The organism is Halobacillus sp. KGW1 (assembly GCF_001592845.1).
In the GTDB taxonomy this organism is placed as follows: domain Bacteria; phylum Bacillota; class Bacilli; order Bacillales; family Halobacillaceae; genus Halobacillus.
In genome coordinates this window covers 642,304-667,553 of the sequence record NZ_LSOC01000002.1, presented here as the reverse complement: position 1 = coordinate 667,553, position 25,250 = coordinate 642,304, and the positions used below count along the sequence as shown (strand labels likewise).

General features: G+C 48.7%; 22 protein-coding genes. 1 reads left to right on the top strand and 21 read right to left on the bottom strand.

Annotated features, from left to right (window positions below):
- Positions 1-9: 9 nt before the first annotated feature.
- The 6 genes from priA to AXG56_RS04055 form a co-directional block, all read right to left on the bottom strand.
- Positions 10-2,421: a primosomal protein N' gene (gene priA / locus AXG56_RS04080; protein WP_008637237.1), complete on the bottom strand. Its 2,412-nt coding sequence runs from the start codon at positions 2,419-2,421 to the stop codon at positions 10-12.
- Positions 2,418-3,626 carry a bifunctional phosphopantothenoylcysteine decarboxylase/phosphopantothenate--cysteine ligase CoaBC gene (gene coaBC / locus AXG56_RS04075; protein WP_062513360.1) on the bottom strand — a complete coding sequence of 403 codons (1,209 nt, stop codon included), beginning with the start codon at positions 3,624-3,626 and terminating at the stop codon, positions 2,418-2,420. Before coaBC ends, priA begins: the two co-directional genes overlap by 4 nt.
- 123 nt (positions 3,627-3,749) lie before the next feature.
- Positions 3,750-3,977 (bottom strand): DNA-directed RNA polymerase subunit omega, encoded by a 228-nt coding sequence (gene rpoZ, locus AXG56_RS04070; RefSeq protein WP_008637239.1) that lies wholly within the window; start codon positions 3,975-3,977, stop codon positions 3,750-3,752.
- A gap of 2 nt (positions 3,978-3,979) precedes the next feature.
- Complete coding sequence (gmk, locus tag AXG56_RS04065; protein ID WP_008637240.1) at positions 3,980-4,594, bottom strand: guanylate kinase; 615 nt, start codon at positions 4,592-4,594, stop codon at positions 3,980-3,982.
- A 14-nt stretch (positions 4,595-4,608) separates the two neighbouring features.
- Positions 4,609-4,872 carry an extracellular matrix/biofilm regulator RemA gene (gene remA, locus AXG56_RS04060; RefSeq protein ID WP_008637241.1) on the bottom strand — a complete coding sequence of 88 codons (264 nt, stop codon included), beginning with the start codon at positions 4,870-4,872 and terminating at the stop codon, positions 4,609-4,611.
- A 79-nt stretch (positions 4,873-4,951) separates the two neighbouring features.
- The gene (locus tag AXG56_RS04055) at positions 4,952-5,830 is read right to left on the bottom strand and encodes a YicC/YloC family endoribonuclease (protein WP_235601462.1); all 879 of its coding nucleotides are present in this window, start codon (positions 5,828-5,830) and stop codon (positions 4,952-4,954) included.
- Positions 5,831-5,966: 136 nt separating this feature from the next.
- Here AXG56_RS04055 and AXG56_RS04050 point away from each other — a divergent pair, with 136 nt between their 5' ends.
- Positions 5,967-7,694 (top strand): NFACT family protein, encoded by a 1,728-nt coding sequence (locus AXG56_RS04050; protein WP_062513358.1) that lies wholly within the window; start codon positions 5,967-5,969, stop codon positions 7,692-7,694.
- A 46-nt stretch (positions 7,695-7,740) separates the two neighbouring features.
- On the opposite strand, the gene AXG56_RS04045 is transcribed toward AXG56_RS04050, so the two are convergent.
- The 15 genes from AXG56_RS04045 to lspA form a co-directional block, all read right to left on the bottom strand.
- Complete coding sequence (locus AXG56_RS04045; RefSeq protein ID WP_062513356.1) at positions 7,741-9,090, bottom strand: VWA domain-containing protein; 1,350 nt, start codon at positions 9,088-9,090, stop codon at positions 7,741-7,743.
- Positions 9,091-9,229: 139 nt separating this feature from the next.
- Complete coding sequence (locus AXG56_RS04040) at positions 9,230-11,416, bottom strand: FUSC family protein (protein WP_062513354.1); 2,187 nt, start codon at positions 11,414-11,416, stop codon at positions 9,230-9,232.
- Between the two features lie 150 nt (positions 11,417-11,566).
- On the bottom strand, positions 11,567-11,839 hold the full coding sequence (locus AXG56_RS04035) for a hypothetical protein (protein ID WP_235601483.1): 273 nt from the start codon (positions 11,837-11,839) through the stop codon (positions 11,567-11,569).
- A gap of 64 nt (positions 11,840-11,903) precedes the next feature.
- Positions 11,904-12,533, bottom strand: coding sequence for an orotate phosphoribosyltransferase (pyrE, locus tag AXG56_RS04030; RefSeq protein WP_026577500.1), 630 nt, complete (start codon positions 12,531-12,533; stop codon positions 11,904-11,906).
- On the bottom strand, positions 12,508-13,230 hold the full coding sequence (gene pyrF, locus AXG56_RS04025) for an orotidine-5'-phosphate decarboxylase (protein ID WP_062513352.1): 723 nt from the start codon (positions 13,228-13,230) through the stop codon (positions 12,508-12,510). Before pyrF ends, pyrE begins: the two co-directional genes overlap by 26 nt.
- Positions 13,196-14,128: a dihydroorotate dehydrogenase gene (locus tag AXG56_RS04020; protein WP_062513351.1), complete on the bottom strand. Its 933-nt coding sequence runs from the start codon at positions 14,126-14,128 to the stop codon at positions 13,196-13,198. The genes pyrF and AXG56_RS04020 overlap by 35 nt, the downstream gene beginning before the upstream one ends.
- Positions 14,125-14,886 (bottom strand): dihydroorotate dehydrogenase electron transfer subunit, encoded by a 762-nt coding sequence (locus AXG56_RS04015; protein WP_008637272.1) that lies wholly within the window; start codon positions 14,884-14,886, stop codon positions 14,125-14,127. The genes AXG56_RS04020 and AXG56_RS04015 overlap by 4 nt, the downstream gene beginning before the upstream one ends.
- Entirely contained in the window at positions 14,883-18,083 is a 3,201-nt protein-coding gene (gene carB / locus AXG56_RS04010; RefSeq protein ID WP_062513349.1) for a carbamoyl-phosphate synthase large subunit, read from the bottom strand. Before carB ends, AXG56_RS04015 begins: the two co-directional genes overlap by 4 nt.
- Complete coding sequence (locus AXG56_RS04005) at positions 18,062-19,171, bottom strand: carbamoyl phosphate synthase small subunit (RefSeq protein ID WP_062514098.1); 1,110 nt, start codon at positions 19,169-19,171, stop codon at positions 18,062-18,064. Before AXG56_RS04005 ends, carB begins: the two co-directional genes overlap by 22 nt.
- Entirely contained in the window at positions 19,152-20,441 is a 1,290-nt protein-coding gene (locus tag AXG56_RS04000) for a dihydroorotase (RefSeq protein WP_062513347.1), read from the bottom strand. Before AXG56_RS04000 ends, AXG56_RS04005 begins: the two co-directional genes overlap by 20 nt.
- Positions 20,442-21,320 (bottom strand): aspartate carbamoyltransferase catalytic subunit, encoded by an 879-nt coding sequence (locus AXG56_RS03995; RefSeq protein WP_026577505.1) that lies wholly within the window; start codon positions 21,318-21,320, stop codon positions 20,442-20,444.
- 181 nt (positions 21,321-21,501) lie between these two features.
- Entirely contained in the window at positions 21,502-22,896 is a 1,395-nt protein-coding gene (locus AXG56_RS03990; protein ID WP_062513345.1) for a solute carrier family 23 protein, read from the bottom strand.
- Between the two features lie 168 nt (positions 22,897-23,064).
- On the bottom strand, positions 23,065-23,607 hold the full coding sequence (gene pyrR, locus AXG56_RS03985) for a bifunctional pyr operon transcriptional regulator/uracil phosphoribosyltransferase PyrR (protein ID WP_008639207.1): 543 nt from the start codon (positions 23,605-23,607) through the stop codon (positions 23,065-23,067).
- A 190-nt stretch (positions 23,608-23,797) separates the two neighbouring features.
- Positions 23,798-24,709 carry an RluA family pseudouridine synthase gene (locus AXG56_RS03980; protein ID WP_026577507.1) on the bottom strand — a complete coding sequence of 304 codons (912 nt, stop codon included), beginning with the start codon at positions 24,707-24,709 and terminating at the stop codon, positions 23,798-23,800.
- Positions 24,706-25,179, bottom strand: a complete 474-nt coding sequence (gene lspA, locus AXG56_RS03975; protein WP_008639203.1) for a signal peptidase II — start codon at positions 25,177-25,179, stop codon at positions 24,706-24,708. Before lspA ends, AXG56_RS03980 begins: the two co-directional genes overlap by 4 nt.
- Between the last annotated feature and the right edge of the window lie 71 nt (positions 25,180-25,250).

Sequence of the window (25,250 nt, the reverse complement as noted above, 5' to 3'; positions counted from 1 at the left end):
GACGACAGCTTACATAAGCTGGTACGGTTGAAAATCAACCGTGATTTGTAATCCATTTTCTTGTTTCATTTCTTCTTCATAGTAATGCAGGATCCGTTCCACGAATTTCCGCTGCTCTGGTTCTTTCTTGTATTTTACCATGCATTGATAGCGATATCTATTATTGATCCTGGTCAGCGCAGACGGCGTCGGCCCCAGTACAAAGGCACCATCGGACAATTGCTGCTGCATGAACATCGTTATTTTCTGGGTGACTTCCTGAACTTTCAGCTGATTCGGATGAGAAACCGTGAACAGCGTTAAGTAGTAATAAGGCGGGTACCGGAACGCTTTCCTAAGCTTCATTTCCTCCTGGAAAAAACGCTCAAAATCGTACGTGCTTGCAAGTTCAATGCTGTAATGTTCGGGTGTGTACGTCTGGACGACGACTTCCCCCGCCTTTTCGTGTCTCCCTGCCCGGCCGCTGACCTGCGTGAGGAGTTGGAACGTCTTTTCTGAAGCGCGAAAGTCAGGAAGGTTGAGCATCGCATCGGCCGCGAGCACTCCGACGAGCGTAACATTTCCGAAATCCAGCCCCTTTGCGATCATCTGTGTTCCGAGTAGAATATCCGCCTCTTTCTCACCGAACTGTTTCAGAAGCCGTTCATGAGCACCTTTGCGCCGGGTCGTATCCACGTCCATTCGGAGTACGCGCGCTTCTGGTATAAGCTCCTGCAAAGCTTCCTCCACCTTCTGCGTTCCAGTACCAAAGAAACGAATCGTTTTGCTTTCACACTCCGGACATTCCTTAGGCATTGGTTCTTCGTGGGAACAATAGTGGCATTTCAATTTATTCTGCCGCTTGTGATAGGTGAGGGCAATATCGCAGTGTGGACATTCCTGCACATGACCGCAGTCCCGGCACATGACGAATGTAGAATAACCACGCCTGTTCAAGAACAAGACGATTTGTTCTCCTTTGGCAATACGGTCCTCTATTTTCTCCTTCAACACCCGTGAAAACATCGTACGGTTCCCTTCATGAAGTTCTTCTCTCATATCGACAAGCTCTACTTCCGGCATAACCGCTTCGTTCATCCGTTTTTTCATCGTTAGGAGGTGATAGTTTCCCTTGACCGCCCTGGCGTAACTTTCAAGAGCCGGAGTCGCGCTTCCGAGAACGACGGGGCATCGGTGCGTCTCCCCGCGTTTGATGGCGACGTCCCTCGCATGGTATCTTGTTCTGTCCTCCTGTTTATAACTGGTTTCATGCTCTTCATCAATAATAATCAATCCGAGATTCGTAAAAGGAGCGAAAATGGCAGACCTTGCCCCCACGACGACTTGAACATCCCGGCGCTGGATCTTCCGCCATTCATCATACTTCTCCCCTGCAGAAAGGGCACTATGCAGAACAGCCACTTTTGACCCGAACCTTCCCTTGAATCGTTCCACCATTTGCGGAGTCAGCGCGATTTCCGGCACCAGCATGATTGCTTCTTCCCCTTTATCGATCACTTCCTGTATGGATTGCAGGTATACTTCCGTCTTACCGCTTCCGGTCACTCCGTGCAGCAGAAAAATTTCATGCTGCTTCTGTTCAATAGAACGGAGGATCGGCGTGATGGAAGACTGTTGTTCATCCGTTAACGGAAAAGGGGTTGTCCGCTCAAACTCTCTCTCGCCGTAGGGATCGCGGAACACTTCCTGCTTATATTCGCGAAGCGTCCCATCCTCTATAAGCGGCTTCAAGGAAGCCGGGGTTGTCGAAAGAAGCGACAGCAGCCGCTTCTTCTCTAATGCATGCGGATATTCAATGAAAAACTCAACAATTGCCAACTGTTTTTTGGCCCTCGGGGATATGTCCTGCCATTTCTCCTCCAATTGCAGTGGTTCAAGTGCAGGTTCCACCATCGGAATGACTTTCTTCGTTTCTCTGCTCTTCACTTCATAATGGACATCCACTTCGCCGTCATCCATGTGCTTCTTCAACAGACGGTAGCTGATGCCGGATCGTTCGAACTCCTCGAAATCAACGACACCCCTTCCATCAAAGAGCCGATCCAGCTCCGGCACGAGCGGTTCCTCCGTCAACTTCCAAAGTTCCTTACGGTATTTCGCTTTCATCACCTGAGGAATCATAACTTGGAGGCAGGATATATAGTAACTGAGCGTCTGACGGGAAAGCCATTTACCAAGCTCCAACAGTTCCTTTGTCAGCGTAGGAAGCACGTCCAGTACATCCGTGATGTTCTTTACCGACGGGAAACTGCTTGTTTCGGATAAAGAGACGACGTAGCCCATAATTTTTCTCGGGCCGAAGGGGACGATCACCCGGACGCCCGGCTGAACGATGCCTTCAAATTTCTCCGGAACTTTATAATCAAAGGGTCGATCCGTATTTTGAGATGGAACATCTACGATGACGTTGGCAATTGTCACGGGGTGTCACGCTCCACAAGCTCCCCGTATGCTTCTGTCAGTATCCGGGCGGCAAGCTCGTCTTTGCTCTGAAGCGGATACGTCTGCTCCTGCCCTTTTTTCGTAAGGAATAGAGAGGCGTTCGTATCCGTTCCGAACCCGGCCCCCGGATCTCCTACATTGTTGATCACGATGGCATCCAGGTTTTTATTGATTAGCTTTTTCCTCCCATAATGCTCCACATCGTTGGTTTCAGCTGCGAAGCCAATTAAATACTGGTGCTCCTTGCGCTGGCCCAGCTCGAAAAGAATATCCTTCGTCCGCTCCATCTCCACGACATAATTCCCGTCCTGTTTTTTCATTTTATGTTCATAGGTGACTTTCGGTCGGTAGTCGGCGACGGCAGCTGATTTGATGACAATGTCCTGATCAGGATAATGCTGCATCACAGCCTGAAACATATCTTCTGCCGTTGTTACATCGAAGCGATTTACGCCCGGGGGTGTATCCAGCTGAACCGGTCCCGCAATCAGAGTGACGTCCGCTCCAAGCGTTGCGGCCTGGCGGGCAAGGGCAAAGCCCATCTTCCCTGTCGACGGGTTGGTGAAGTAACGGACAGGGTCAATCTTTTCCCTGGTCGGTCCTGCCGTAATTAATACACGTTTCCCTTCCAATATCTTTTTACGGTCCATTTCCCCTTCGAGCACGCGTACGATCGTTTCCGGTTCTTCCAGCCTACCCTTCCCGACATAGCCGCAGGCAAGATATCCTTCTCCGGGCTCAATGAATCGAAAGCCCCACTCATCCAGCTGCTTCATGTTATTCATCACAGCAGGATGACTGTACATATGGACATTCATCGCAGGAGCAATGTAAACAGGTGCTTCTGTGGCAAGCAGTGTCGTCGTCAACATATCATCCGCATGGCCACCTGCCATCTTCGCTATCACGTTGGCTGTAGCAGGAGCGACGAGGAACAGGTCTGCCCAGTCCGCGACATCGATATGCTGTATTTGGGATGGGTCCTGTTCATGAAAAGTATCGGTGTATACAGGCTGTCTGGAAAGCGCCTGAAACGTAGTCGGCGTGATGAACTGCTGCGCACTGTTTGTCATGATCACCTTCACGTTCGCACCTGCCTGTACCAGCTTGCTCGTTAATGCAGCAGCTTTATAAGCGGCGATCCCGCCGGAGACTCCCAATGCAATGTTTTTTCCTTTTAACATAAGACGTTCCCCTTTGCTCGACTGGAATATATGTTTGCTACGTAGTAAAAGCCGCGCTGGATTCAGAGAATGAGCGCGGCTTTTGTACTTCTTATGGACCAAACGCATAACGAACGTCCGGTTTTATAGCGTTTCTGTACGGGCCTGGATTTCATCAGACTCGATGAAGTTCAACTTGCCGCTGTCGATTTCTTCTAAAGCGACACCTACTTGTTGAAAAGAGTTCGGGTTTTCGACCATCGGCGCGCTGCCCTGTTTCAATTCACGGGCTCTGCGGGCAGATAATGTTACAATCGTGTACTTGGATTTAATTTTTTTCTGTAGGGAGTCAATAGACGGTTCCAGCATCATAATTATTCATCCTCCAATGCTTTCTTATATTGATGAGCTACACGCTCACGCTTGCAGTGTTCACTGGCTACGATGGATTGTACTTTCGATACGGCATGATTAATGTCATCGTTGACGACAACATAATCATAGGCATCCATCATATCAATTTCTTCTTTAGCTGCGAGCAGACGGTTTTTCACTTTATCTTCTGTCTCGGTACCGCGGTTGACGATGCGGTCTTTCAATTCTTCCAAAGAAGGCGGAATTAAGAAGACGAATACCCCTTGCGGAAAGTTCTCGCGGACCTTCATCGCACCCTGGACCTCGATTTCCAGGAAAACGTCTTTCCCTTCCTCAAGCGTCTGCTCCACATATTGACGGGGTGTTCCGTAATAGTTGCCGACATACTCGGCATGTTCAATGAGCTGTCCTTGGGAAATCAATGTCTCAAACTCATCTCTCGTTTTAAAGAAATAGTCGACGCCGTCCACTTCCCCTTCACGAGGTTCGCGTGTCGTCATACTAATAGAATAACGCAAATCTGTCGACTGTTCGAACAAAGCCTTTCGTACAGTACCCTTCCCGACCCCGGACGGGCCGGACAGTATAAATAAAATTCCTTTCTGATCAATCACTTCAGTTTGTCCCCCTAATTTTCATCTGAAATCTCATCATGGCTGATTACCCGCTGCCCTACGGTTTCCGGCTGAACGGCGGAAAGGACGACATGATCGCTGTCGGTAATGATGACGGCTCTCGTTCGACGGCCGTATGTAGCATCTACTAGTTTATTATTGTCACGTGCAACGGTAATAATACGTTTGATGGGCGCAGATTCCGGTGAAACGATCGAGATAATGCGGTTGGCAGAAACTACATTTCCAAAGCCGATGTTAATTAACTTCAAACTCAAAGCTGACTCCTCCTTCTTCTGACCAAGCACTGTAATCACTAACTCTATTATATGAAAAAACTAGTGATAAACACAATTGTTATTCGACATTTTGCACTTGTTCTTTCATTTTCTCCAATTCATTTTTCCATTGGATGACGATCTCGAGCAGTGCGCTGTCATTGGATTTCGAGCCGATTGTATTCACTTCGCGATGCATTTCTTGAATCATGAAATCAAGCCGGCGTCCAACAGCTCCCTTTTCATTCAGGAGACGTTCCACCTGCAGAAGGTGGGAATCCATCCGGGTCAACTCTTCTGTCACGTCCCCTTTTTCTGAAAGAATGGCAATCTCTTTGAGAAGCTGGGACTCTTCCGGGTCGATGAATTCTCTTGAGAATTCTTCAACCCTTTGTTTAATCCGGTCCCTGTATTCCTTGATAAAGGCCGGGCGTCTTACTTCCATTCTCTTTAACAACGCCCGCATAGCCCGAACACGTGCTTGGAGGTCTGTCCAGATCCGTTCCCCTTCCATACTCCGCATCTTATTCAAGGCCCGCAGCGCAGCAAACATCGCTTCGTCCAGTACAGGTTTTATGTAGGATGTATTCTCCTTTGTTTCCTTAACAGAAAAAACATCGTCTAACTTGGATACCATATCAATAGTCATTTCGCCCGTCAAATCATAATGACTTTTCAGTTTCTTCCATTGATGGATATACTGATCGGTCAAATCCCAGTCGATATCCACCCTCTTTTCCAGAAAGCTGTCTCCGTCAATCATGACAGATATGTCGATATGTCCTCTTTCCAGCTCTTGTTTAACGGCATTTCGTACAGCCTCTTCCATAGATAGAAAGCTCGCGGGCAGTTTCACATGGATATCGAGAAAACGATGGTTAACAGCTCTCAACTCAACATGAACGACCGTCCCATCCTTTTCCACCCTTCCCTTACCGTATCCCGTCATACTCTTCATCCATCTCACACCCATCGTAGATTATCCGAAACAACATTCTACCATTAGCCGCTTCGTATAGCGAGGGTGTAAGGAATTTTCTTAGAATTCCCTCCTGTACTCGTGCTATACTTGCAACAGTAGAGAGGTGAAGACCATGTCGTTTGACGGAATCGTCACCCGGGCGATTACTCATGAATTAAATGAGACCATCCGCTCGGGTAGAATTATGAAAATTTATCAGCCGACGGACACGGAACTGGTATTTACCGTCCGTTCCCAGAGAAAGAAACACAGCCTGCTGTTATCGGCTCATCCCAGTTATGCACGCTTCCATCTGACGGAAGATATTTATAACAACCCGAAAGAACCGCCGATGTTGTGCATGCTGCTGAGGAAACACCTGGTCGGAGGATTTGTAGAAGAAATCGAGCAGGTGGATATGGAACGAATCGTAAAATTGAAAGTTCGAAGCAGGAATGAAATTGGAGATGAAACCATCAAGACCCTGATTATAGAAGTGATGGGGAAACACTCCAACATCCTGCTTGTAGATGAAGAGGAAGGGCATATTCTAGACAGTATCAAACACCTACCTCCTTCGCAGAACAGGCACCGTACTATCATGCCCGGTCAGCCATACAAACTCCCTCCGGAACAAGGAAAACTTAATCCGATTGATTTAGATCCGGATCTATTCATTAGAAAGCTTGACTTTAACAGCGGAAAAATGGATAAACAAATCCTTAATTTCGTCATGGGATTCTCGCCGATGATAGCCAAGGAGATCGTTCATCAGGCAGGGCTTGGTGGGTCAGATGCCCTCAAGCAATCCTATAAGAGCTTTCGGGATCGTATCCTTGCCCACGATTATACGCCCCAGGCGCAGCTCAGCGGAAAGAATCAGTTCTATGTATTTCCACTCCAAGCATTTGATGGGGAAGTGGAACAGTACGAGAGGGTAAGCGCCATGCTTGATGACTACTATTCGGGCAAAGCGGAAAGGGACCGCGTCAAGCAGCAGGCCGGCGATCTCCATCGTTTCATGAAAAATGAGAGAGATAAAAATATCCGTAAAATCAAAAAACATGAAGATACGTTGAAGAAATCGGATTCCGCCGACCGCTATCAGCGCTTAGGAGAGTTGTTGACCGCTCACATGCATCTCGTAAAACCGGGGGATGAAGCGGTAACAGTCGTTGATTACTATGATCCGGAACAGGCCGAGATCACCATCGACTTGAATCCGAATAAATCCCCGAGTGAAAATGCTCAAAGCCTTTTCCAAACGTACCAGAAACTCAAGAAATCCAAGCAGGTCGTCCAGGTGGAGATAGAAAAAGCGGAAGATGAAATTGCCTATTTCGACCGGCTGCTTCAACAGGTGGAGACCGCTCGGGAAGAGGATATTGAAGAAATCCGTGAAGAGCTTCGCGAGCAGGGCTACCTGAAGAAGAAGCCCCAGTCCAAAGGAAACAAAAAGAATAAGCAGGCAACCCCGGCACCCGAGGCATTCGAAGCCAGTGACGGAACGCTCATTTACGTAGGAAGAAATAACAAACAAAATGAATACTTGACGAACCGGCTCGCCCACAAAACAGACATTTGGCTCCATGCCAAGGACATCCCCGGGTCCCACGTCGTCATTAAGAGCAGCGACCCGAATGAAGACACCCTGTTTGAAGCAGCACAGCTGGCAGCGAACTTCAGTAAATCGAGCCGCTCATCCTCTGTACCGGTCGATTATACTCTGATCCGTCATGTGAAAAAGCCATCCGGTGCTAAACCAGGCTTTGTGACGTACGATAACCAACAGACCTTATTTGTAACACCTGATGATTCTTTCATCAAAAAGTTGAGAAAGAACAAAAAAGAACAGCAGTAGAAGAAAGCCGGACGATTGTAACAATCGCCCGGCCTTTTACGTTCACTCAGTTGCTGTATTGATCCTTTTTCTCTTTCCCTTTATCGAGAATATCCTCTCTTCTTTCATCGCCTTCCTCATCCGTCTGGTCGAGAGCGGCATCAAAGTCCGCTTCCAACTCTTTCAGCGTATCTGCCCGTTCCTCAATGAGGTCATAAATTTGTTTATTCGTATCACTATCGATTCGATCGTCTTGTGATAAGTGTAGGACTGCATTTTTCAGGTTGCTCTGTTCCCGGAACGTAAGGTTCTTAAAATCGGTCCTCTCCCTGTACAACTCATTTAACTTATCTGTCTGTTCTCTCGCGACGTTATTAAAATTATCGGTCGTCCACCTGCTCCATTCGTTAAAGAGACGAACTCGTTCTCTTTCGAACAGACGCTGGAAATCCGCTGCAGAGTCGACGCTTTCATACTCCCCGCCGCCGGCCTTGGCTACATCCATTAACTGTTCCTGCCCTTCATCATCCACATCAAAACCAATAACGTGGATGGTTCCTTCTTCCCCGGAATCGCGCAGAGCACCTGCTGCCGCGACTGGATCACCGCCGCATGTTTCGATTCCGTCACTTACAATATAAACCAACTGCTGCCTCACTTTCGGTCCGGATTTCAAATCCTTCTCCGTCTCTTCTATGGCCTTGGCAATCGGCGTCCACCCAACCGGCTCTACCCCTTCCAGTGTTTGTTGGAAAGCTTCTTCATCGTAAGCCTTCCTATCGTAAACATTCTCAGTACTGGAACAGGACAATGCTTTATCAGACTCTTTGCTGCTGCCCTCCTGTCCATAAATACGAAGAGAAACATTGGATCCTTCCGGCATGGAGGCCACAAAATCATGGATGGCGTCCTTCGCATGGTCCATCTTCTGTCTGCCGTCAATCGTCTCTGCCATACTTCCACTGGAGTCCAGGAGGAACGTTATGTTGGCGGAACCTTCCACTTTCTTCCCTTCCTCCAGTTCCATTCCTCTAGGTGTATCAGACACCTCTGTTTCGATATTCGCTTGGAATGATTGGATGAACTCTGAGTATTCACGGTATTGCCCGGATTCACTCATTAAAGGGAGGATGTTCATATATATTTCCTCCGCTTCCATTCCTTCCATGTCCAAGTCATCCAAGGCTTGGTTAACCTTTTCTTTATCATAATGCTCGCCGGCGTATTCCCCAGCCTCTTCCTGGAGAATATCATCCATCGTTTCCGAAAGCTCCATGGACGGAGATTCTGCCGGCTCCGATTCCTGCTCCTTTCCCGGTACCTCCTCCTTATTGACAGTCTTCGTCTCTTCTCCTGATGAGCAAGCAGTGAGTACCAGGATCACTAACAAACCGAGCATGCCTACGTAATTTCTCATTCAAATCCTCCTGTTCAACTTGCGTGTTCGTTATAGGAATTACGGACTGTGGGAGGGATTGTTTCACATTTCGCCAAAGATGGGAGTATACTCCTTCCACCACTCATCCCATAGACCTATAAATGAAAAACCGCAAACCTTAATCGGTCCGCGGTTTCATTTCTTGATTCCCTTCATTTGCGCCAAGCACATCGCCCATAAGCATCAAAGCTTGATTTATTTTCCATACATAGTAGAGGTGATGAACGAGATCGCCCTGATTTTCGTTGTGGTTCGGAGCGTGGCGTTCGATTTCTTCTCTCTCTTGTTTAAGGTCATAAAACTCTCCAGCAATCTTATTCGTTTCGATCAACGTCTGGACAAGTTCCATATTGTAGCTGAGTTTCCTCTCCATTTCTTCAAACGTCCGGCAGAGTTCTTCTGGATATTGAAAGTTCTTCTGATAAGAGGAAGCGACCAAATGTTTAGCATAATAGTTAATGGCCGTAAACACGGTGATCAACCTTGGAAGTCTGGAATACTTCCTCGCACCAGGGCCTTGAAGAATCGGCTTTGCTTCATCTTCCATAGCCTGGATTTTATCATCCATATCAAAAGCGGTGTTGGCTAAATTCTTCACCTGCACCGGTGTACGGAACCCTTTCACGTAGGAAGTGACGTATGTTTCCAAATTCTCGAGATAACCGGTGAACACTTCCGTAATCTTGTCCATCGTTCTGGATGGGAGAATAAACGCAGATACGGCTAGTGCAATTGCCGCACCGATGATGGTATCAAGGACACGGGCACCCAGCAGCTGATAGCTGATTCCTCCGAGCAGGAGATCGTACATAAAAGCAATGAGCATCGTAATGAAAACACTCATAAGCGTATAGGATACAGTCAGTAAATAGAAGGCGAAGAAAACGACGGAGAACAACAGAGCGATGATCAGGACAATGTGTCCGGATACGAGATTGGCAAGAAGAAACCCGATGACAGCGCCGATAACCGTTCCGACGGACCGCTCCAAGCCTTTCAAGTACGTTCTTCCTACCGTCTCTGTACCCAAGAGGACAATGAATGCAGTAAGGACAATCCAATAAGGCTGGATCGGTGATATCAAATAACCGGCGATTATGGCAATCGTTCCGGCTATCATCGACTGAATCGCCTTTTTCGTGGTAGGTTTCATTTCTTTGGTACCCGTATCCTCTTCCTTTTCTGTTTCTTCTATTACCTCTTCTGAGCTGTTATCTGCAATATCGTTCCTTACTTTCTGTGCCCCTTCTGTTACATGCGAGGCGATCGCGTCAATCCGTCTGACGAGATACAGCCAGCCTTCCGGAGGACCGGTACGCTCTTCGAAAAGATCATCGATAAGGCTTCTTAAAGCAAGTACCACATTTCTTGCTTCCTTCAGGTTTTCATCTTCGCTTCCTGTATCCAGTATCTTTGCCTGCTTTAGTGAATGGATGACACGCACAAGCAGTGAACGCAGCTCATCCATTTCCAATGCCCCGTCTTCCTTCAAACGTTTCAGGCTGTCTGAAAGCGTCATGACGAACATGGCCGTATCGAAGATATAGAGACGCAGTTGACTCGGCTTCAAACCCTGCCAAAGTTTACGAACGTCTTCTTCATTGATATCCGTCGATACATTACTCGCATACTGCCTCAATTTCTTGACATTGTATTCCGCTTTTCTCTTTTTTGCCTCTGTCATATCCGGCTCTTCGATAATCTCAATCATCATTTCGAAAGTAAGGTTCGCCTGTCTGTGAAAGGATTGGATGCTGCGTCTGAGCAATTGAGCCGAATCTTTAAATAAATAGAAATTATAAAAGAAGGCGTAACTGATCCCGATGACGACCGCCAGATAAAACCATGGAAATTGTGCGGGGGGGAGTTTCAGAAACGAAGAAAGATACGTTGTAAAGAAGGCGATCATACCCAGCGAGAAGTACCGGCTGCCATACTGAGAAAAATAGAAACTGCTGAAAATGATAATAATCATCAGGATGGCTACAAGTACGGCATTGAAGGAAAGTAAAGAGCCTAGAGTAATTCCACTACTGGCTGAAATCGCAAGCAGTCCCGTCGTTACCTGCTTCTTCCTCCTCGTATCATCCATGACGACCATGATCCCCATCATTCCCGCCATACCGGAAACGACCGCCGGGAGCAAGGGGGAGTGACCGAACATGTTCATAAGGAAAATGGTCGTAAAAACAGAAGAAATAAGACTGATCGTCGCCTTTCCGGCTTGACTGAGCCGCTTTCTTCCAGGATCCGATGCTAATAATCTCCTGAACCAATATTTCACACGCAGTTTTGCTTCTACCATTATGTGTACCGCCCCCTTTCCGATTTTTTATTCATACTTATCTATCGTAATCCGTTTTGTTTGTGAGGACAAATGATTTGACCGCCGTATCCTTATTTTTAAGTATTTCAACTTTTTGCAGACAAAAAGACCACGACGTGCATCGTGGCCTTACGTAAGGAAATAGGCGAAAAAAGCGACGGAACCAAAGTAGGAGAATACCGCCTGCGCCCAGTAGCGCTTCCGCTCTCTCTTAAGCATGACAAAATTCCAGAGAAAGAAGACCAGCATCGAAAGGGTCAGAGAAAAAACCGGTTCGAGTACAGGCATCGATTCCAAAAATGTGAGCGCCACCCATGAGTATAAATAAATAAAACAGGTCAGGATTCCAAGGGCGGCATTCATGAGAATGAAACAAGAGTGCTTGTTTGATTTCACTGTCATCACCATTTTTATTTGATGCTTTTATCCTACTAGTGTCCTGCTTAAATAGCAACACCATCTCCCGTTAAGTTTGTGTAAAAATGTAAGGATCCTGACGCCATTCCGCCATCAGCCTTCGCTCTTCCTCATTCATCCGCTCCGCATCAACCAAAGCATTCAGCAGGTTTTCGTAGCTTGTAATGGAGCGGTATGAGAGTCCTGCTTCCTTAAAGGCTTCATCCGCTTTATGAAGACCATAGGTGAAGATGGAAAGGACCTCAAGCACCTCCACTCCCTCCTTCTGAAGAGCCTCGGCTGCTTGTATGGAAGATTTCCCTGTAGAGATCAAATCTTCAATAACGACCGCCTTTTGCCCTTTGCGGATTCTTCCTTCGATTTGGTTACCCTTCCCGTGTTTTTTAGCAGAAGCACGGACATAAACCATGGGAAGCTCCAGCTTTTCCGCAATCCACGCTGCATGAGGAATACCTGCCGTTGCGCATCCCGCAATGACATCGACTTCCTCTCCGAGTTCTTCAATCTTTTCTATAAAAGCAGCGATGATTTTTTTCCTGATCTCCGGATAAGACATCGTTAATCGGTTGTCGCAATAAATGGGAGACTTAATACCGGATGTCCAAGTAAAAAAGTCTTCTGTCTCAATTTTGACTGCTCCGATGGAAAGAAGGTCATGAATGAGCTGTCGATTGTCCATAAGTAAAAGCCTCCTTGATTTGTTGATATGTAGCAAATGGGTTTTCTGCATCTCTGATCGCCCGACCGACGACGATGGAGTTACTGCCCTTCTGGCCGGCAATTTCAGGCGTAGCTATCCGTTTCTGATCGTGGGCATTCCCTCCAGGAAGACGAATCCCCGGTGTCAGAGCAGAAAGCTTCGTATGTCTGTGGATAAGCTCCGCTTCCTCCACCGAGCATACGACACCGTCGACACCGCTTTTCTCTGCCAGTTGTGCATAATGAAGCACGACATCATGGAGCTTTCGATCATATAAGAGCTCTTGTTCCATCATCGATTGGTCAGTGGATGTGAGCATAGTTACGCCAAGAAGAATTGGCGTATGACCAGCCGCTCCCTCCTGCAAGCCATGTTTCGCACTTGTCATCATCCTGCTCCCCCCCTGGGCATGGACGTTGACGACGTCTACACCAAGAGAAGCAAGGTTGCGCATCGCTCTGCGCACGGTTTCCGGAATATCATGAAGCTTCAGATCCAGAAAAATGTTGTGGCCGTTCTGTTTTAGACGTTCGATGATGGAAGCACCTTCCCTGTAATAGAGCTCCATTCCGACTTTAACAGGGATTCCTGTTAGCTGATGACGTTCAAGAAACCCGAGGGCTTCTTCCCCTGTTTCAAAATCAAGTGCGAAATAAACTGGTTGCAGTTCTTTCATCATGCGCCCCTCCTATCGCTTCTTCCACAGAAGAAAATCCATACTTGCGGAGTGTCTCCGGTAATTGATCGATGATCTCTTTACAAATGAACGGGTTCTTGAAATTGGCACTGCCGACAGCGACAGCGCTCGCACCTGCGAGTAAGTACTCCACCACATCTTCCGCCGTTTCAATTCCGCCCATCCCGATGATCGGTAAATCGACGGCAGCATAGACCTGGTGGATCATTCGGATGCTTACCGGTTTGATAGCAGCTCCTGAAAGACCCCCTGTCTGGTTGGCGATCACCGGTTTACGGGTTTTTGGATCGATACGCATCCCTGTCAATGTATTAATCATGGACAAACCGGACGCTCCGCCTTTTTCTACGGCCCTCGCCATAAGGACAATATCCGTTACGTTCGGAGAAAGCTTGACGTACACCGGTACAGCACTCGCATCGACCACTTTCCGCGTGACTTCTTCCGCCAAGGCGGGATCCGTTCCGAATTGGACGCCACCTTCTTTGACGTTCGGACAGGAAATGTTCAATTCCAGTGCATCGACGTGGGAAGAGATCCGCTCAGCGACAGAGACATATTCCTCAATGGTGCTGCCTGCGACATTCGCAATGATCGGCATACCCTGTTCCTTCAAAAAAGGGATCTCATCGCGGATGATCCCATCGACGCCAGGATTTTGCAGACCGATCGCATTCAGCATACCGCTCGCCGCCTCGGCTACTCTTGGCGTGGGATTCCCGTATCGTTTGTCACCGGTCGCGGCCTTCATGATGACTGCTCCAAGCTCAGCCAAATCATAAAACCCGGAAAATTCTTTCCCAAAACCGAAACACCCGGACGCCGGCATAACCGGGTTTTTCAGTACTAATCCTGGAAGGATAACTTGTGTTTTCATGAAAGGACAACCTCCTTGGCGTCAAATACCGGACCGTCACAGCAGATCCGCCGGTATCCCTTCTCATCGTTCGCTTCGACGACACAAGCGAAACATGCGCCGATTCCGCACCCCATCCGTTCTTCCATAGAGATATAGCCGGGTTTATGATCCAGCTGTTTCTTTACCGCTTTCAGCATGACGGTGGGACCGCAAGTGAAATACATATCACAAGATTCCTCGACTGAAGGCAGGACATCGGTGACAAAACCTTTCGTACCAAGGCTCCCATCATTCGTCGTGATATGGACATCACCGAATTCAGCAAATGCTTCTGTAAGAAACGCATCTTCCGCAGATTGGAACCCAAGGACGCTCGTCACTTCTACTCCGTCTGCTTTCAGCTGTTTTGCCAAATTATAAAGCGGCGGTACGCCGATCCCTCCACCGACGAGCAGGGCATGGCGGATGCCAAGATTCTGTGCAGGGAATCCGCTGCCGCCCGGGCCTAAAACATCAAGGTCTTCCCCGACTTTTTTTGTTGTGAGCGCATCGGTCCCTTTCCCCATCACTTTGTAAAGCAGCGTAATCGTTTCCTCTTTCACATCCATGTCTGAAATGGAAACGGGCCTGCGCAGGTAAAACCGTTCGTCCACTTGAATGTGGACGAACTGGCCGGGAGCCTTTATATCATGGACGATATCCCCTTTCAAAAGGAGACGATACGTATCTTTGGCAATCTTTGTATGTCCGATGATATTCATAAGGGCTCGCTTCATGAAGTCACCCCTTCCATCGGTTCAATAGCTCTTGCCGTAAAGGACATCGCGTTGATGACGTCCACGATGGATCGCGCCGTATCAAGGCTTGTCAAGCAAGGAAGTCCGTGTTCCACAGCTTCCCGGCGGATACGGAATCCGTCAGAGCGGGACTGCATCCCTTTGTTCAGGGTATTGACGACGACGTGTACGTCTCCGTTTTGGATAAGATCGATGACATCGCGTTGATCGGACCCCACTTTACCGACTGCTTCAGCCGGAATAGACGCTTCTTTCAGAACAGCTGCTGTTCCTTCCGTTGCAAACAGGCGGAAACCAAGCTCATAGAAGATGTTGGCAATGTCGAGCATCTCATCTTTGTCCTTATCCGCAACCGTAAGCAGAACCGAACCCTGCGTTGGAATCTTGAGTCCAGCAGAAGTCATTCCCTTGTACAAGGCTTTCTCAAGAGTCTGGTCATAGCCGATGACTTCTCCAGTGGACTTCATTTCCGGTCCAAGCGTCGTATCTACGCTGCGAAGCTTCTCGAAGGAGAAGACGGGCACTTTCACATACACGCCGTTCGGTTTTGGTGCAACACCGGATTTGTACCCAAGAGACGCCAGCGATTCTCCAAGAATCACCTGGGTTGCAAGCCTAGCCATTGGAACACCGGTGATCTTGCTTAAAAACGGTACCGTACGACTCGCACGAGGGTTGACCTCCAGAACATACGCGGTACCCTTGTAAGCGACAAACTGGATGTTGATCAAGCCTTTCATATCCAGTTCCCTTGCGATTTTCGTCGTCGCTTCGATACACTGTTGTTCCAAATCAGCGGTTAAGCGCTGCGTCGGATACACGGCCATCGAGTCTCCGGAGTGAACGCCTGCCCGTTCGATATGCTCCATGATGCCTGGAATGAAGACGTCCTTTCCGTCTGAAATCGCATCGACTTCGATTTCCATCCCTGTCATATACTTGTCGACTAAGATCGGATGTCCGTTATGCACCGTAACATTCGACTCTAAATACGCTGCCAGCTCCTCTTCGGAATATACGATCGCCATGGCACGTCCACCAAGGACGTAGGAAGGACGAACGACCAGCGGGTAGCCGATCTTTTCTGCTGCCGCATACGCTTCTGCTTCACTCGTGACACTTTCTCCGCCCGGTTTGGCTATATCCAGCTTATTTAACAGGCGTTCGAACAAGTCACGGTCTTCGGTCTTGTCAATTGACTCCATTGTCGTACCAAGGATCTGCACCCCTTGTTTAGACAAGTCTTCGACAAGGTTGATCGCCGTTTGACCGCCGAATTGTACGATGACCCCTTCCGGCTGTTCCAGGTCGATCACATTCATCACATCTTCTATGGTAAGCGGTTCGAAGTATAGCTTGTCCGAAACGCTAAAGTCTGTTGAAACTGTCTCCGGGTTGTTATTCATAATGATCGCTTCATATCCCATCTCTTTAAGAGCGAGTACGGAGTGAACCGTTGCATAATCAAATTCGACCCCCTGCCCGATTCGAATCGGGCCGGATCCGATGACGAGCACTTTCTTCTTCTCAGACTGTATGGACTCGTTCTCGTCTTCATACGTACTGTAGAAGTAAGGTGTCTCCGATGCGAATTCCCCTGCACACGTATCTACCATTTTGTAGACGGGGCGCAGTCCCTGCTCTTTTCGGACATGCATGATTTCAACAGATGTCGAGCCTGTCAGACGTGCAAGCTGCTGATCGGAAAAACCAAGCTTCTTGGATTTCTCCAGCAGTGCTGGTGTCAAACCGTTTTCTGCGATTGCGTTCTCTACACCAATGATGCGCTTCAGCTTATGCAGGAAGAAGAAATCGATACCTGTGATCGCGTGAATTTCCTCGAGTGTATAGGACCTGCGCAGAGCTTCTGCCAAAAGGAAGATCCGCTCATCGTCTGCTTTTTTCATACGGAAACGCAGCTCTTCATCACCAAGCTTAACCGCGGACGGCAGATAGAATTCCTCGGTTTCCCCTTCCAGAGAGCGTACCCCCTTAAGCAGAGATTCTTCCAACGTACGGCCGATACTCATGACCTCTCCCGTCGCCTTCATTTGGGTACCGAGCTTACGATTTCCTTTGGCAAACTTATCGAACGGCCAGCGTGGAATTTTCGTAACGACATAGTCAAGAGCCGGCTCAAAGCAGGCGTAAGTCGTTCCCGTGACCGGGTTCTTAATTTCATCCAGTGTCATGCCGATTGCTATCTTCGCTGCAAGCTTGGCGATTGGATACCCTGTCGCTTTCGATGCAAGCGCCGAAGAACGACTGACACGCGGATTTACTTCGATAATATAGTATTGGAAGCTGTGCGGATCTAGTGCAAGCTGCACGTTACATCCACCTTCGATTTCCAAAGCCTGTATGATGTCAAGCGATGCATTTCTGAGCATTTGGTATTCGCGGTCACTCAGCGTTTGGGATGGAGCGATTACGATGGAATCTCCCGTATGAATACCTACCGGGTCGAAGTTCTCCATGTTACAGACGACGATTTTGTTACCGGCGCTGTCACGCATAACTTCGTATTCTATTTCCTTAAATCCTGCGATGTTCCGTTCAATCAAACACTGACTTACAGGGGAAAGAGCCAGACCATTTCGGGCCGTTTCCCGAAGCTGTTCTTCATTATCGCACATTCCACCTCCGGCGCCGCCCATCGTGTAGGCTGGACGGACAATTACCGGATAGCCGATTTGATCTGCAAAAGCGAGGGCCTGATCGACCGTACTGACGATTTCACTCTCAGGTACCGGCTGTCCCATCTGGTGCATGAGGGAACGGAATTTCTCCCGGTCCTCCGCTCGTTGGATGGCATCAAGAGGAGTACCGAGCAGCTCGACATCGTAGCGTTCCAGGATCCCGGATTCGCTCAACTCTACCGCTAAGTTCAAACCGGTCTGCCCGCCAAGCGTCGGCAGGATTGCGTCCGGTTGTTCCTTCCGAATGATTTTCTTAAGAAATTCAAGGGTAAGAGGTTCCATGTAAACCTGGTCCGCAAATGTATGATCGGTCATGATTGTCGCCGGGTTCGAGTTAGCCAGAATGACTTGATAGCCTTCTTCTTTCAAAGACTGGCAGGCTTGTGTTCCGGAGTAGTCAAATTCCGCCGCTTGTCCGATGACAATCGGGCCGGACCCGATAACTAGAATTTTGTTTAGATCTGTGCGTTTAGGCATAAAGATTCCTCCTTCGTCTTCTCTTCCGTACGTTCGATTCTTTCAAGAAATTCATCGAATAAATGAGCTGTATCTTCAGGTCCTGGAGAGCTCTCCGGGTGGTATTGGACACTGAATACTTCAAATTCTTTATGTTGTAATCCTTCGACACTGTCATCATTCAGGGAATGCTGAGTCAATTCAAGATCCGTGTTCTGGAGCGACCCTCTGTCTACGGCATAGCCATGGTTCTGCGACGTCATATACGTTCTGCCTGAGCGAAGGTCTTTGACCGGTTGGTTGGCACCGCGGTGACCGAATTTCATTTTGGACGTGTCTGCACCGGCTGCAAGCGCGATAAGCTGATGCCCAAGACAGATACCAAAGATCGGAACCTTCCCGATCAAGCCGCGAATCGTTTCGATCGCTTCCGGTACATCTTTCGGATCTCCAGGTCCGTTTGAAAGCATGACCCCGTCCGGCTTCAGCCGTTCGATTTCAGCGGCAGATGTATGATAAGGAACAACGGTGACGTGACAGTTCCGCTTCGTGAATTCTCGCAGGATGCCGTGCTTCATTCCGAAGTCCATTAGAACGATCCGCTTTCCTCGGCCGGGAACGACATACGGTTTGACCGTGGATACCTGCTCCACCTGGTTCCTCGGAAGTTCTGCTTCTTTGAGCTCCTGCAGCACTTCGTTAACAGAGCGGTCGCTTGAAGTGATGATTGCCCGCATCGTACCGTGCTGACGAATGATCTTCGTAAGCTTTCTTGTATCAATTCCGCTGATGCCTGGAATATGTTTCGCTTTCAGGAAAGCATCAAGCGTTTCTTCATTTCTGAAATTGGATGGATGTTCACAATGTTCTTTGACGATGACACCGAGAACGGCCGGGTTGACTGTTTCAAAATCATCCCGGTTTATGCCGTAGTTCCCGACTAGCGGGTAGGTGAAAGTGACCAGCTGGCCACAGTAGGATGGGTCTGAAATTACTTCCTGGTATCCAGTCATTCCCGTATTAAATACGACTTCCCCTATCGATTCGCGGTCACTGCCGAACCCTTCTCCGACAAAAATTGTTCCGTCCTCAAGCACGAGTTGTTTCATATGAACTCTCCTCCCAAACTGTATTTCCATTCATTAGTGTACGTACCGGCCAGCCTTTCACCTTCCAGCCGTCAAACGGTGTATTTTTCCCTTTCGATACGAATGTTTGGCGGTCGATCGCCTTTTCTGTTTCCAAATCTATCAATGTAATATCGGCAGGAGCACCGACCTTGAGCGTCCCGTATGGAAGCCCGAAGGTTTCTGCAGGTTTCCGGCTTAACAGCCCGACAAGTTGTTCCAAATCAAGGACTCCCTTACCTACCAGGTGCGTGTAGAGAAGCGGGAATGCTGTTTCCAATCCTGTAATCCCGAACGGCGAGTATAGGAAGCCCTGCTGCTTCTCTTCTTCCGTATGAGGCGCATGGTCTGTCGCAATGAAATCAAGCGTTCCGTCCAGCAAACCGTCGATCAGTGCCTGATGATCCTCTTTGGAACGGAGCGGAGGATTCATTTTAAAGAAAGCATCATCTTCTTTGACGTCCGCTTCATTCAAAAGCAAGTGGTGCGGTGTCACTTCCGCTGTCACGTGAATGCCGGCCCGCTTTGCATCACGGATCACCCTCACAGATTCCTTCGTCGAGACGTGGCACACGTGGTAATGGCAACCTGTCGCTTCTGCAAGCAGGACATCCCTGGCAATCTGGACCGATTCTGCCACATTCGCGATACCCGGGAGATCAAGCCTCTCACTCACCTCTCCAAGGTGGGAGACACCCTTATAAACAAGAGAATTATCTTCACAGTGAGCAACGATCGCTTTTCCGTACTTCGCTGCTTCCTTCATCGCCTCATACATCGTACCTGCTGTCTGGACTCCGACACCGTCGTCTGTGAATGCAAACGTACCAAGACCGCTGAGTGCTTCCATATCGACAAGCTCTTTCCCTACCTGCCTTGTTGTGATCGACGCATAAGGGAGGACTCGGATGACGGCATCCCGATCGATAACCGCTTGGACCTGCTTCATTATCTCCACAGAATCTGGAACCGGCGTCGTATTCGGCATGGCACAGACGGTTGTAAACCCGCCTTTCGCTGCCGCTTGTGTTCCTGTTGCGATCGTTTCCTTCGCTTCTCCTCCCGGTTCCCTCAAATGAACGTGGACATCCACGAATCCCGGCAGGATAAGGTTACCTCCGGCATCGATGACCTCATCTGCCTCCCCTGCTGTAGTCTCGATTTCGACTATATGTCCATCCTCGATGACTACTTCACAGGACTCCAGGCTGCCTTCGACTATTCGTTTACCGTTGATGATTTTCTTCTTCATTTAAAGTTCCCCTTTCATCAATGCGTCGATGACGGCCATACGCACCGTCACGCCGTTCTTCATTTGGGTAAAGATCCTTGATTTACTGGATTCTACAAGGTCGCTGTCGATTTCTACTCCCCTGTTCACTGGAGCAGGGTGCAGAATGATGCTGTGTTCCCCCATGCGTGCTTCTCTCTCTTTCGTCAATCCAAACTGATCTAAATACGACAGGACAGAGGCACCTTGTTCATGTCTTTCATGTTGAATGCGCAGCAGCATCAGGGCATCACAACGATCGACCGCTTCGTCCATCGTTATGTATTGATCTGTAAGAGTCGGGTCCTGCCATTCCGGCTTTGTCACGAATGTGACGTTTGCGCCTAATTGTTTCAGGGCGTGGGCATTGGATCTCGCGACTCGGCTGTGTTTCAAGTCACCGGCAATCGTTACTTCCAGACCTTTGAAACTCTTAAAATGTTCGTGGATCGTATAGAGATCCAAAAGCGACTGTGTCGGATGCTCTCCGCAGCCGTCTCCAGCGTTCACGATCGAAAGGTTCAATCCTTTGGTACATTCCTGCAGGATGCCTGTTTCCGACTGCCTGACGACGGCGAGGTCGACGCCGATCGACTCCAGCGTTTTCAGCGTATCGTACAAGCTTTCTCCTTTCGTGACGCTTGAGGCTGCATCATCGAGGTGAAGAACGTCCATTCCGAGTCTGCGTTCGGCGATGTGGAAACTGCTCTTCGTTCTTGTGCTCGGCTCTAAAAATAAGTTGGCAGCGAACCTCCCTTGATAAGAAGGAAGACGATCCGTCTCCTCCATATGTTTCGCCGTTGCAAACAAGTGCATGATCCTCTCATTGGACAGCTTCTTCATGGATAATAAATGGGACAAGGATTCTATTGCAGGCATTCTCATCTCTCCAATCTTGTGATAATAGAGATACGAAGGGTATAAAAAACACCCCCAGGCGTCTGGGGGTGTCGTGCTCGCTGCATGCGTAACGAGCCAATCCCTCGTACACCTTTCTGAGCCTCACAGGACTCGGTTAAAACGTGACTGAGTGTTGGTTATTTCAGGAAGCTGCGTGATGATTGTCTTTCTCTTTGTCCATATCTTCCGGAGCTTCGAACATATTGCCATTGCCGATGCCCTTTTCTTTGCCGGGCAGAATCAGGTTCAACAGGACGCCGATGATTGCAGCTAAAGCCATACCGGCAATTTGGATGCTGTCGGTCACTTGGACGAACGCACCACCGACTCCGATAACAAGGATGACAGATGCGATGATCAGATTTCTCTTTTCACCGAAGTCGATCTGGTTATCGATCAGCATGCGCAGGCCGCTGGAGGCGATGATCCCGAAAAGAAGGATCGAAACGCCTCCCATCACAGCACTCGGTATCGAACCGATGACTGCGGTGATCATACTGACGAATCCGAAGAAGATTGCAATGACCGCCGCTCCTGCAATGACGAACACGCTGTAGACTCTGGTGATCGCCAGGACACCGATATTCTCTCCGTAGGTTGTGTTCGGAGGGCCGCCGAGACAGGAGGCGATTATCGTCGCCACTCCGTCTCCGAGGATCGATTTATCAAGTCCGGGATTCTTAAGGAAGTTCCGTCCGACAACTTTGGATAACACCATTTGATCTCCCGTGTGTTCGGTGATTGTAACGAGAGCGAAGGGAACCATCAGGAAGACGATTTCCCAGCTGAACACATCGAACGGGGAGAAATCAGCAAACGGGACTACGAAATCCGGTGTATGGAATACTGCACTAAGGAACCCTCCGAGAGAGTCTGAAGATGTAACAGCCGACCACTCCGCCTGTATTTCAGTCGTATCTACAATCCCCTGGGTGAGGGCGAAAACATAGCCTCCAACGATTCCGAACAATATCGGAAGAAGGGAGAAGAATCCTTTGAAGAAAATCGATGCGATAATCGTCAACGCGAGCGTAACAAGGGCGACCATGAAGTGTGTTCCGCTGTAAATGTTTTCTTCCTGGCCGGGGAGGTACATCGCCATGTCAATCGCGGTCGAGGAAAGACCTAAACCGATGACAATGATCACCGGACCTACCACAATCGGCGGGAGAATTTTCATTAACCAGTTCGTACCGAAGATGCTGATTAATAATGCGATAAGCCCGTACACAAGGCCGGAGAGAAAGCTTCCGACCATTGCTCCTTCTACCCCGTGTGTCTTCGATACTTCCATGATCGGATAGATGAAAGCGAAACTTGACCCGAGATAAGCCGGGATCTTTCCTCTGGTAATCAGAAGATAGGCCAGCGTCCCGAAGCCGCTTGATACGAGGGCGACCGACGGGGACAAGCCGGTGAGGAACGGTACAAGAACCGTCGCTCCGAACATGGCGAATAGATGCTGGAGGCTTAGGGTGAGCCATTTGTGTAATTTTGGTACGTCGTGGATATCCAATGCTGGATTATGTTTTGTCATGATGATTCCTCCTTAGTTCAGTCACAGTCATTGGGAGCAAAGGGGCATAAAAAAACCCCTTTGCGTCCCTAGGTACGCAAAGAGGTAGACGTGTACAACGATACACGCTCATCGATACGAACCTTTGAAGCCTCACGGGACTTCCTTTAAAGGACCGGATTATCTGTTTCATTTTTCATAAATTCTCACTTCATCTGCTTCATCCGTTTCGGATAAAGTAACAGTTATAACTTCCTCAAGGGAAGTGGGAACGTTCTTTCCGACGTAATCGGCACGGATCGGAAGCTCCCTGTGTCCTCGATCCACGAGGACGGCCAACTGGATTTGGCTTGGTCGGCCATGGTCGATGAGGGCGTCCATTGCGGCACGCACCGTCCGACCTGTATAGAGGACGTCATCGACGAGGATCACTTTCTTTCCGTCGATATCAGCCTTGATGTTCGTTTCCTTCAGCTGCGGTTCCGGAGCATCCGTTTCCGGAGTCAGGTCATCCCGGTACAGCGTGATATCAAGCTCCCCGTCCGGAAGTTCCGCCCCTTCTATCTCCTGGATCTTATGTTTCAGGCGCTGGGCAATCGGCACCCCGCGGGTCTTGATTCCTACAAGGACCAAATCTTCTATCCCTTTGTTCTTTTCGATGATCTCGTGGGAAATCCTCGTCAATGCACGACGGATGGCCGCGTCATCAAGGACCGTCGCTTTCGCTTTCATGCACGCTCTCTCCTTCAACAAAAAAGCCACTTTTCCGCATGAGGGCAGAAAAGTGGCTTTTTGAATACACGAATCGTGCATTCTTACCGTTTTCCTTCTCAGCCTCACGGGACTGTCTTTTAAAGGTCTGTTAATTTCTATATCCGATTATGTCAAAGCACGGCTTATTTGTCAAGAAGGGATTCGACAATTATCCTTCTCTTGTCTCCAAATAACGAAGAGCTTCCTTGAATTCCTCCGGCGGTTCCACTTCGAACTGCTTCCATTCCCCGGTGCGAGGATGCTCAAAACCAAGCAATTTGGCATGAAGAGCCTGTCCGTCCAAATCAAGCGTTTTGCGCGGGCCGTACTTCGGATCTCCGGCAAGCGGATGGCTGATATAGCGCATGTGTACACGAATCTGGTGGGTACGTCCGGTTTCCAGACGGCACTCTACCAACGTATAGTCTTCAAAGTGCTGCAGCACACGAAAATGGGTGACGGCATCGCGACCGTTATCGACGACGGCCATCCGCTGGCGGTCCCTCGTATCCCGACCGATCGGGGCATCAATGGTACCGTATTCGTGTGTGATGTCTCCATGAACGATAGCCACATATTTACGCTCCACCGATTTCTCAGACAGCTGGCGTGCCAATGATTGGTGTGCCACATCATTTTTAGCTACCATCAGCAGGCCGCTTGTATCTTTATCGATCCTGTGGACGATACCCGGGCGCTCGACACCGTTGATGCCTGACAAGTCATCGCAATGATGCAGAAGAGCATTAACGAGTGTACCGGAATAGTGCCCCGCAGACGGGTGGATCACCATACCGGATGGTTTGTTGACCACAATCACATCTTCATCTTCATAGACAACATCAAGCGGAATATCTTCCGGAAGGATATCCATCGGCTCCGGCTCCGGGATATACCATGTGATGACATTACCTTCCTGTACTTTATAATTGCTCTTCACCGGCTGATCGTCAACTTTGACGACGCCGTCTTTCAGCCACCCCTGGATCTGGGAACGGGAGGCGTCTTCAATCAGTTCTGCCAAGAGTTTATCGATGCGTGATGATTGATCATTCTCTGTTACGATATACTGTTCACTCAAGAGTTCAAACTTCCTTTCTTTCTCCGCTCGTCGACGAATGTAGCGATCATGATAAGGATTACTCCTATGACGAGGGACGAATCGGCGATATTAAATATCGGAAAATTGTACGTGAAAATGTACGTGTTCGCGAAATCAACGACTTCTTTACGGAACACGCGGTCAATGAAGTTCCCGACGGCACCGGCAAGAATAAATGCTAGCGCGACACCGACAAAACGGCTTTTTCTGCCATATTGATGCAGGTAATAAACGACAAAAGCAATCACAAGAACCGTGATGATATAGAAGAACCACATCTGCCCCTGCAGAATCCCCCATGCGGCTCCCTGGTTTCGGTGCGAGGTCAGGTAGAAGAAATCTTCTATAATCGTAATGCTCTCGCCGAGATTCATTTTAGTCACGACGAGCCATTTGGTCCATTGATCAAGCGCAATCAATGCAATGATAATCAAATAATACACATACATAAGCGTCCTCCATCAAACATATTCCTAGGCTATTGTACCATAAAATCGACCTGCCCATAGAAAAGATGCCG

Excerpts from the sequence above, each read along its gene's own strand:
- AXG56_RS04005 (WP_062514098.1), bottom strand. The coding sequence starts at position 19,171 with ATGAAACAACTCGTGCTTGAGGACGGAACAATTTTTGTCGGAGAAGGG.
- AXG56_RS04000 (WP_062513347.1), bottom strand. The coding sequence starts at position 20,441 with ATGAAGAAGAAAATCATCAACGGTAAACGAATAGTCGAAGGCAGCCTG.
- AXG56_RS04035 (WP_235601483.1), bottom strand. The coding sequence starts at position 11,839 with ATGACAGTGAAATCAAACAAGCACTCTTGTTTCATTCTCATGAATGCC.
- carB (WP_062513349.1), bottom strand. The coding sequence starts at position 18,083 with ATGCCTAAACGCACAGATCTAAACAAAATTCTAGTTATCGGGTCCGGC.
- AXG56_RS04020 (WP_062513351.1), bottom strand. The coding sequence starts at position 14,128 with ATGAAAACACAAGTTATCCTTCCAGGATTAGTACTGAAAAACCCGGTT.
- AXG56_RS04045 (WP_062513356.1), bottom strand. The coding sequence starts at position 9,090 with ATGAGAAATTACGTAGGCATGCTCGGTTTGTTAGTGATCCTGGTACTC.
- AXG56_RS04050 (WP_062513358.1), top strand. The coding sequence starts at position 5,967 with ATGTCGTTTGACGGAATCGTCACCCGGGCGATTACTCATGAATTAAAT.
- lspA (WP_008639203.1), bottom strand. The coding sequence starts at position 25,179 with ATGTATGTGTATTATTTGATTATCATTGCATTGATTGCGCTTGATCAA.
- rpoZ (WP_008637239.1), bottom strand. The coding sequence starts at position 3,977 with ATGATGCTGGAACCGTCTATTGACTCCCTACAGAAAAAAATTAAATCC.
- AXG56_RS04055 (WP_235601462.1), bottom strand. The coding sequence starts at position 5,830 with ATGAAGAGTATGACGGGATACGGTAAGGGAAGGGTGGAAAAGGATGGG.
- pyrR (WP_008639207.1), bottom strand. The coding sequence starts at position 23,607 with ATGAAAGCGAAAGCGACGGTCCTTGATGACGCGGCCATCCGTCGTGCA.
- pyrE (WP_026577500.1), bottom strand. The coding sequence starts at position 12,533 with ATGGACAATCGACAGCTCATTCATGACCTTCTTTCCATCGGAGCAGTC.
- AXG56_RS03990 (WP_062513345.1), bottom strand. The coding sequence starts at position 22,896 with ATGACAAAACATAATCCAGCATTGGATATCCACGACGTACCAAAATTA.
- pyrF (WP_062513352.1), bottom strand. The coding sequence starts at position 13,230 with ATGAAAGAACTGCAACCAGTTTATTTCGCACTTGATTTTGAAACAGGG.
- AXG56_RS04040 (WP_062513354.1), bottom strand. The coding sequence starts at position 11,416 with ATGGTAGAAGCAAAACTGCGTGTGAAATATTGGTTCAGGAGATTATTA.
- coaBC (WP_062513360.1), bottom strand. The coding sequence starts at position 3,626 with ATGTTAAAAGGAAAAAACATTGCATTGGGAGTCTCCGGCGGGATCGCC.
- AXG56_RS04015 (WP_008637272.1), bottom strand. The coding sequence starts at position 14,886 with ATGAAGCGAGCCCTTATGAATATCATCGGACATACAAAGATTGCCAAA.